Here is an 8,592-nt window from a genome sequence, read left to right as displayed (position 1 = left end):
TTGCGGTGTGTGAAGACGCATGAAGACGAAAGTTTGCGAACACACAAGCTGTACCTTGATCACATACCCGATTTGCTGAAGCGTTCGAGAGAACGACTCAGTACCCGAATTTCTTGACGACCATAGAGCGTTGGAACCACCTGATCCCATCCCGAACTCAGCAGTGAAACGATGCATCGCCGATGGTAGTGTGGGGTTTCCCCATGTGAGAGTAGGTCATCGTCAAGATTAAATTCCAAAACCCCATTTGCGTAAGCAGATGGGGTTTTGTTTTTGTGCGCGAAAAAACAAAGTTTCTCGCAAAAAAAACCACCCGGTAGGGTGGTCTTCAATTTAGCGCTGATCAGTCACCGCGATACACGCAACCGCTGGTGCATGTCTCGTGAATCCGTATGGCGGACAACTCGGGCAGCAGCGGCTTCAACTCTTTCCAGATCCACTTCACCAATACTTCGCTGGTAGGGTTCTCGAGGCCTGGGATGTCGTTCAGATAGTTATGGTCCAGCCGCTCGTACAGAGGTTTGAAGATGGTTTTGATCTCAGAGAAATCGCGAATCCAGCCTGTATGCGGATCCGGTTCGCCCTGCAGATAGATCGCTACACGGAACGAGTGACCGTGCAGACGCCCGCACTTGTGTCCGTCCGGCACGTGAGGGAGTCGGTGAGCTGACTCGAACGTAAATTCTTTAAAAATTTCCACGGTGATATAAGCCTTAAGAAGTGGCGCTCGCTTGCGCGATAAATGCAAGCTCCGAGTTTATCAGTAATGGTTTGGCGAGCGACAGGCAGACCTGACCACCTCGTTAAACCAAGGGCTCCAGCCGTTGACCGAGACGGCCGTTGTCGACGAGCTCCAGAAACTCATCCCCCAGCCGCTGACTGCTTTCCATTGCAGTACGCCAGTAGCGTTGCCGATCCGTATCCCTTCCCACGAACCGTTTGAAGTCGCTTCGATCAGGCAGCTTGCCGTAGGGCAGCGTAGCTAGGTACGCGTTTGAGGGAGCCAGCAGCACCACGTCTTGAAGCCGAGTCTGGTCGCCTCTGCGCCAGGGCAGTGCCTTGTCAAACCATCCCGGAATGATTTTGTCGGTGAAGTGCGGATACAGCACGATGTCGCTTCCGCTGTATGGAAGGTCCAGATGGTAGTCGAGCAGGCCGCCGTCGCGGAACATCCCTGCGCCGACACCAGGTATCCCGGCAACGCCCTCCATGATCATCGGAATGGAGCCTGACGCCAGCAATGCCTGGCGCAGGTTCGATGTGTCCAGTGGCAAGCAGCAGGATGGGAAGTCTGTCAGTGGCAGAAGGGGGGGGAGGAGACGGGGGTCGTGCATGACCAGCCGTTCGAAATGCCGCGACAGGCGTGCGCGTCCGAGCAGGTTATCAGCGATGACGGCCCCCAGCCCCAGGCTCAGCCCTGTCCGATGATCCCGGGCAAGCAAGCCATGACTTTTGACGATCATCACGTTGAGTCGGTAATGGGCATTCGCCAGGACGTGCGCATCATCCGCTTGTAGAAGCGCATCGAGCATCGTCACGCAGCTGCGGGTGACCTGTGCCATCGTCACGCCTTTGGCGAAACTCTGCTCGTTGTACAGGCGCCCAAGTCGCTGGATACCTGCTACCGGGTCCGGCAGGCATGCGCTCGCAAATCGCCAAGAACCGATGGAAGCGCCAATCAACGAGCGCTCCCTTTGAGCGCGGGGCAGCCATTCGCCGAACAGCGCCAGATCCAGGCCCTGAATGCCCAGTGCTTTAGGACCACCCGCCGCGCCAGGGATGATGCCGACATCTATCGGAGATAGGCCCTGCTCCCTGATCCGCGTCATCGCACGCCTGCCAGCCTTGATAGTCAATGACGGGTATTTGATGTGAATGTTGCTCATGGCCCCTCCGGAGTTGGACAGGGGCGAAGTATATCGTGGGCCCCGTTTTCAGCCACTGGACGCACAACGGGTAGTGGCACGTAGCCAGATAAATTCAGCTTCAATTAAGTTCGCCCGTTTAAGGTGGGTCCCGTAAACAAACAGACCCCTACGGAGATCCACCATGAAAATCCTGACTGCCTTTATCGCTGCCACTGCACTCACTCTTACAGCCGGTTATGTCCAGGCTCGGGATTTAGGTCCGGATGAGGCGCTGAAATTGCGCGATGCAGGTACTATTCAATCCTTTGAAAAACTTAACGCCGTCGCCTTGGCCAAGCACCCGAAATCCACCATCACCGACACCGAACTGGAACAGGAATATGGCAAATACGTTTACCAGATCGAATTGCGCGACGCGCAAGGTGTGGAGTGGGACGTTGAAGTCGACGCTGTCAGCGGGCAAATCCTCAAAGACCATCAGGACACCTGATGATCGCCAGTAAGCGTCCCGTCAAACGTTTCGTTTACTGTCTGGTGGCCGCTTGTGCGGTCGCCTCGAGCGTTGCGTGCCTGGCTCGTGACCTGAATCAGGACGAGGTACTCGAGTTGCGCAGGAAAGGCGTGATTATGCCGCTTGAGCAGTTCATCGATCAGGCACTGGGACGTTACCCCGGCTCCAAGCTGCTTCAAGCCGAACTGGAGGAAAAACACGGTGTGCTGGTATATGAGATTGAGCTTCTCACCGCCGATCATGTCGTGCGCGAGTTGAAATTCGATGCCGGTGACAGTCGCCTGTTGCAAGACAAGGAAGACGATTAATGCGTTTGTTATTGGTTGAGGATCACGTACCCCTGGCGGACGAGCTGATCAGTACGCTGGGCCGGCAGGGCTATGCGATCGACTGGCTGACCGACGGCCGCGACGCCATTCATCAAGGTGCCACCGAGCCTTACGACCTGATCGTGCTTGATCTCGGTCTGCCGGGCGTTCCCGGGCTTGAGGTCCTGCAGAAGTGGCGCTCCGGCGGGTTGTCCACGCCGGTCCTTATTCTGACCGCACGGGCGTCCTGGGCCGAGCGCATCGAGGGCCTCAAGGCCGGCGCCGACGACTATCTGACCAAACCCTTTCATCCAGAAGAGCTGCAGCTGCGCATCCAGGCGCTGCTTCGCCGTGTCCGAGGTCTGGTCAACCAACCGAAACTCGAAGCCGCAGGCCTGCATCTGGATGAAGGGCGCCAGTGCGTCAGTCGCGGGGAGGAAGACATTCAACTAACGGCGGCGGAGTTTCGCCTGCTGCGTTATTTCATGCTGCACCCCGGGCAGATTCTCTCCAAGAGCCACTTGGCCGAGCATCTCTATGATGGGGAGAACGAACGTGACTCGAACGTCATCGAGGTCCACGTCAATCATTTGCGCCGCAAGCTTGGACGGGCCGTGGTCGAGACGCGGCGCGGGCAGGGCTATCGTTTTGCCGGAACAGGCGAGTGAGGTCGATTCAGCGACGCTTGAGCCTGGGCCTGATCAGCGTGCTGCTGATTATAGGGCTGGTCCTGGCGCAGACCAGCCTGTGGTTGTTTGAAGTCGGCTTGCAGCGTTATCTCGAGTCCGGCCTGCGCAATGAAAGCGAGCTGCTGCTGGTTGCGCTGGTACGCGGCCCGGACGGCCTGCAGCTTGATGAGCATCGGCTGTCGCCCGGCTACCAGCGACCCTATTCCGGGCACTATTTCCGGATTGATTTCGACCAGGGGCATTGGCGCTCGCGCTCGCTGTGGGATCTGGAACTGCCGCATCCCGGGCAGCCCGGCCTGCATGCCGACCTTGCCCTGGAGAAGACCGATCAATCGCTGTTGTTGCTGCACACCGACTACCGCAAGTTCGGGCAGATCATCTCTATCACCGTCGCTCAGGACTACACCCCGGTGCGAGACAGTTTTGCACTGGTCCAGCGCATCGGTCTCGGGTTAGGGCTGATGGCCCTGATCTTGATTCTGGTGTTGCAGCGCGTCACCGTTCGCCGCGCCTTGCGCCCCTTGGAAAGGGCCAGAGAACAGATTTTTCAGCTGCAACAAGGGCAGCGATCGCAACTTGATGAGCGAGTGCCGGTGGAGCTCGAGCCCTTGGTCGCGCAGATCAATCATCTGCTGGCTCACACCGAGGACAGTCTCAAGCGATCGCGCAATGCCCTTGGCAACCTGGGCCACGCGCTGAAGACGCCGCTGGCCGTGCTAATGAGTCTGGCCGAAGGTGACAAGCTCGCGGGCCACCCGCACGTGCGCGAGACCCTGCGCGATCAATTGCATCACATTCAGCAGCGTCTTGAGCGTGAGCTTAATCGTGCGCGGTTGTCAGGCGATGCTTTGCCGGGCGCGCGGTTTGATTGCGCTGCGGAGATACCCGGGCTGTTCTCCACATTGCGGATGATTCATGGCGAGCACCTGGAGCTGAGCAGCCAGATCGCTGCGCAACTGTTCCTGCCTTGGGATCGCGAAGACATTCTCGAGTTGCTGGGCAACATCATGGACAACGCCTGCAAGTGGGCCGACAGCCAGGTTAGCCTGACCATTGCAAAAGGCGCTGACGGCTACTGCCTGTTGATTGACGACGATGGTCCGGGCATCCCTGTGCACCATCGCGATGAAGTGATTGGCCGTGGCAATCGTCTGGACGAGCAGGTGACCGGCCACGGTCTGGGCCTCGGCATCGTCAAGGACATCGTCGAGGCGTGGGGCGGGCGCATTCAGTTGCTGGACAGCCCCATGGGCGGGCTGCAAGTGCGCATTGACCTGCCCGAGCGACTCAGCCCGCAACTGCCGGGGACCGAAAGCGCCCGTCAACTCTCGTGACCTCAACTTTTCGTGCGCCGGGCCGTTAACCGTAAAGGAATCCCGACGGCTCAACGCACAAAAACAAAGGGTCATGACTGCTATGCGGCTAAATCTCAAAGCCAAAGTACTTTCGCTCGCCGTGCTCCCGGTGTTGGTGTTCGCACTGATCATCAGCGCCAGCACCGTCATCATGCTGCGTGAACAGGGCAAGCGCGAAGTCGAGGAAACCCGCCAGCACCTGCTCGCGGAGGCCAAAGCCACGTTGCAAAGTTACGTGGCTGTCGCGCTGGGCACCATCAAACCGCTGTATGACGCCTCGGCCCCGGGTGACATGGAGGCCCGCGCGCAAGTCATCAAAATGCTCTCTCAGGTCACCTACGCCAAGGACGGGTACTTCTTCGGCTACGACTCTCAGGCGGTGCGGCTGTTCAAGGGCAACAGTCCGGACGGCATCGGCAAGAGCTTCAAGGACGCCCGCGATCCAAAAGGCGTTTTCGTCAATGCCGGCCTCGTTGACGTGGCAAAAGCGGGTACTCATTACCTGGAGTATTCCTCCGCGCTGCCCGGTTCAAGCGAGCTGGTGCCCAAACTGGGTTACACCGAATACCTGCCGAAATGGGACATGGCTTTCGGGTCGTCGATCAACCTGGACAACATCGATGCCAAAGTCATGGAGCTGCAGAAGAATGTCTCCGAGCGCCGGCAGAACATGCTTGTCAGCATCATCGGCATCACCCTGCTGGTATTGGTGATCATCGCGGCGGCGGGCTTCTGGATTGCGGGCGGTATCCTGCGGCCGTTGCGCCTGATGAAAGCCAACCTTGACGACATCGCCGCCGGTGAAGGTGATCTGACCCAGCGTCTGGCGGTGACCTCCCAGGACGAACTGGGCGATCTGGCCGGGTCGTTTAACCGCTTCGTCGAGAAGATCCACGGGCTGGTCCGGCAGATCGCCGAGATGACCTCACAGCTGACTGGCCTGGTGGGTGAAGTGACCGACCAGGCGCAGCGCTCGGAGCAGGCCATGGAGCGTCAGCGTCACGAGACCGATCAGGTGGCTACGGCGATTAATCAGATGTCCGCGGCGGCGCAGGAAGTCGCGAAAAGCGCGCAAGGTGCCTCGGTCGCCGCGCAGCAGACCGATGCCGAAGGTCAGGCCGCCAAGCGTGTGGTCGAAGGCAGCATCCAGCAGATTCACGCGCTGGTGAACGACATCCGTGACAGCGGAACTTCACTGGACAGCCTGCAGAATGACGTGTCGTCCATCGTCGGCGTGCTCGGGGTGATTCGTTCCATCGCCGATCAAACCAACCTGCTGGCACTCAACGCCGCTATCGAAGCTGCGCGTGCCGGGGAAGCGGGTCGCGGGTTCGCAGTGGTGGCGGATGAGGTGCGTGCGCTGGCCAGCCGCACGCAGCAAAGCACCCAGGAAATTCAAGGCATGATCGACCGCTTGCAGCAGGGCACCCAAGGCGCGGTGCAGGCGATGAAACGTTCGAGCGAGGCCGGCGACGGGACTTCCGCTCGCGCCAACGAGGCCGGCGCGTCGCTGGACACCATCGGTCAACTGATCGGCACGATCAACGCGATGAACGCGCAGATTGCCAGCGCCGCAGAAGAGCAGACGGCCGTCGCGGAAGAGATCAATCGCAGCGTCCACCAGATCGCCGTGGCGGTCGAAAGCGTGGCCGATGAAACCCGCCACAGCGCCTCCACGTCGCGCAACCTCACGGAGCTGAATCAGCGCCTCGGCCAGTTGGTCCGGCAGTTCAGGATCTAGTCTTGAATGGCGGGTCTTGCGCAGGGCCCGCCGCTTGCGCCTCTTCCATCTGCCCTGCACATCAGGCGCGGCACTCCTGCGGTGATTGACGGACTAAGCATCAGGCCGTGTGCTCGACGCGGCTTAATGACATGGAAGAAACATGAACGAAACCGCGCTGCAAAATAAAACCCTATTGCTGTTACTGGTGCTGGTCACCATCGCGTTCATCTGGATTCTGCTGCCGTTCTACGGCGCGGTGTTCTGGGCGGTGATCCTCGGGATCATCTTCGCGCCGCTGCAACGTCGTCTGCTGGCCCGCTTCGGCTGGCAGCGCAACCTGACATCCCTTTGCACGCTCATGATCTGTCTGGTCATCGCGATTCTGCCGGTGATTGTCATCGCAGCGTTGATGGTTCAGGAGGGTGCGACGCTTTACAAGAATGTGGAAAGTGGTCAGCTCGACATCGCCAAGTACCTGGCTGAATTCAAAGTGCTATTGCCGCCCTATGTGCAGCATTGGCTTGATCGTCTGGGCATGGGAGATTTCAACGGTCTGCGCGACAAGATCGCCAAAAGCGCGATGCAGGGCAGCAACTACTTGGCCACCCAGGCGTTCAGCTTTGGGCAGGGCACGTTCGACTTCGTCGTCAGTTTTTTCATCATGCTGTACTTGCTGTTCTTTTTCCTGCGTGACGGCCAGGAGCTCACCCGCAAGATCCGCATCGCGATTCCGCTGGCCGAGCCTCAGAAAAGGCGCTTGCAGTTGAAGTTCACCCGTGTAGTTCGCGCGACGGTGAAGGGCAATATTGTGGTGGCGGTGACCCAAGGCGCATTGGGCGGGTTTATTTTCTGGGCACTGGATATCCCGAGCGCTTTGCTCTGGGCAGTGATGATGGCGTTTCTGTCGCTGCTGCCGGCAGTGGGGGCGGGTATCGTCTGGGCGCCGGTTGCGCTGTATTTCCTGCTCAGCGGGATGATCTGGCAGGGCGTGGTGTTGGGGCTGTTCGGGGTGTTTGTGATCGGGCTGGTGGATAACGTGTTGCGTCCGATCCTGGTGGGCAAAGACACGCGAATGCCCGATTACCTGATTCTGATTTCGACGTTGGGCGGGATGGCGGTGTTCGGGCTGAACGGGTTTGTGATCGGGCCGATGGTGGCGGCGTTGTTTATGTCGACGTGGGCGTTGTTTACCGGCGACAAAAAAACCGTTCGATTGCCCGGTTGATTGTTGTTGCAAGATCAAGAGCGTCTGCCTAAGGGCAGACATTTCGCCTTCGGCGAGTTACTTGGAAAAGTCGAAAGTCGCACCATCCCCAAGTAACCAAGGGTGCTTGCTCCTGGTTTGGCCCTTCCTTCGTCAGGGTTCCTTCACTCCGGTCTCGCTCCGTGGACCCGCTGCCATCCGCCATCCATGGCGGGGGGCAGCTCTCGCCGCATCCATGCGGCTCGGCCCACTCCGCAAGACCTCCGTTCAGCGTGCACCCAAGTCGCGATGGGTGTCGTCTGGAATTCCTGCGTAGGAAGATCAACGGCAACTGCAACGGCATCTGCGGCCTGCTTGTTCGAGGAAAGTCCTTGGCGTGATGAAGATCCTCTGTAGGAGCGCGCTTGCCCGCGAATTGCGGTGGGTCAGCGGCATCTGTGTGGCTGACAGGATGCCATCGCGGGCAAGCGCGCTCCTACAGTGAATGTGCATGCGGTCAGTGGGACCGGCTTTAGCCGGGAAGCCTTTGATCTGCTCTTGATCTTCCTGCGCGAAAATTTCAAACACCGCCAATCGCGACTTTGGTGCAGGCCGAACGCAGACGACGCGGAGTGGGCCGAGCGGCATGGATGCCGCGAGAGCGCCGCTAGGACATGGATGTCCGTTCGGCGCGGGCCCACGGAGCGTCGTCGAAGTGAGGGAACCCTGACGAAGGAAGGGCCAAACCAGGAGCAGGCACTTTTGCTTACTTTTGGTGCTTTTCAAAAGTAACTCGCCGAAGGCGAAACGATCTGCCGTTAGGCAGATGCTCTTGATCCTCTAAAATCCAAAGCCATAAAAAAACCCTGCTCGAAGGCAGGGTTTTTTGTGCATCACTCAACCATCACAAGCCCGCATGGCCCACCAGGGTCAGCAGCGGTTGCGGGTAGACGCC

General features: G+C 59.1%; 8 protein-coding genes and 1 rRNA gene. 7 read left to right on the top strand and 2 right to left on the bottom strand.

All coding sequences use genetic code 11. The features are described 5' to 3' along the window. Nucleotides 1–112: 112 nt before the first annotated feature. Nucleotides 113–228: ribosomal RNA gene (rrf, locus tag BMY98_RS26190) — 5S ribosomal RNA — on the top strand. Nucleotides 229–343: 115 nt separating this feature from the next. Here rrf and queD read toward each other — a convergent pair. Further along, nucleotides 344–700 (bottom strand): 6-carboxytetrahydropterin synthase QueD, encoded by a 357-nt coding sequence (queD, locus tag BMY98_RS26185; RefSeq protein WP_074893670.1) that lies wholly within the window; start codon nt 698–700, stop codon nt 344–346. 103 nt (nt 701–803) lie between these two features. Beyond that, a complete protein-coding gene (locus BMY98_RS26180) occupies nt 804–1,886 on the bottom strand; it encodes a hypothetical protein (protein ID WP_074893668.1) in 1,083 nt (360 codons plus the stop codon). 163 nt (nt 1,887–2,049) lie between these two features. Here BMY98_RS26180 and BMY98_RS26175 point away from each other — a divergent pair, with 163 nt between their 5' ends. The 6 genes from BMY98_RS26175 (at nt 2,050) to BMY98_RS26150 (ending at nt 7,679) form a co-directional block, all read left to right on the top strand. After that, nucleotides 2,050–2,358, top strand: coding sequence for a PepSY domain-containing protein (locus BMY98_RS26175; RefSeq protein ID WP_074893666.1), 309 nt, complete (start codon nt 2,050–2,052; stop codon nt 2,356–2,358). After that, entirely contained in the window at nt 2,358–2,687 is a 330-nt protein-coding gene (locus tag BMY98_RS26170; RefSeq protein WP_074893664.1) for a PepSY domain-containing protein, read from the top strand. Before BMY98_RS26175 ends, BMY98_RS26170 begins: the two co-directional genes overlap by 1 nt. Continuing rightward, nucleotides 2,687–3,355, top strand: a complete 669-nt coding sequence (locus BMY98_RS26165) for a response regulator transcription factor (protein WP_074893662.1) — start codon at nt 2,687–2,689, stop codon at nt 3,353–3,355. The genes BMY98_RS26170 and BMY98_RS26165 overlap by 1 nt, the downstream gene beginning before the upstream one ends. After that, nucleotides 3,352–4,710, top strand: coding sequence for an ATP-binding protein (locus BMY98_RS26160; RefSeq protein WP_074893660.1), 1,359 nt, complete (start codon nt 3,352–3,354; stop codon nt 4,708–4,710). Before BMY98_RS26165 ends, BMY98_RS26160 begins: the two co-directional genes overlap by 4 nt. A gap of 82 nt (nt 4,711–4,792) precedes the next feature. Then, the gene (locus BMY98_RS26155) at nt 4,793–6,472 is read left to right on the top strand and encodes a methyl-accepting chemotaxis protein (RefSeq protein ID WP_074893672.1); all 1,680 of its coding nucleotides are present in this window, start codon (nt 4,793–4,795) and stop codon (nt 6,470–6,472) included. Between the two features lie 142 nt (nt 6,473–6,614). Then, nucleotides 6,615–7,679, top strand: a complete 1,065-nt coding sequence (locus BMY98_RS26150) for an AI-2E family transporter (protein ID WP_074893658.1) — start codon at nt 6,615–6,617, stop codon at nt 7,677–7,679. The last annotated feature ends 913 nt before the right edge of the window (nt 7,680–8,592 follow it).

The sequence above is a fragment of the Pseudomonas graminis genome, from assembly GCF_900111735.1.
Lineage (GTDB): Bacteria > Pseudomonadota > Gammaproteobacteria > Pseudomonadales > Pseudomonadaceae > Aquipseudomonas > Aquipseudomonas graminis.
Note: the sequence above shows the minus strand (reverse complement) of the source record. Positions and strands in the feature narration are given on the sequence as shown.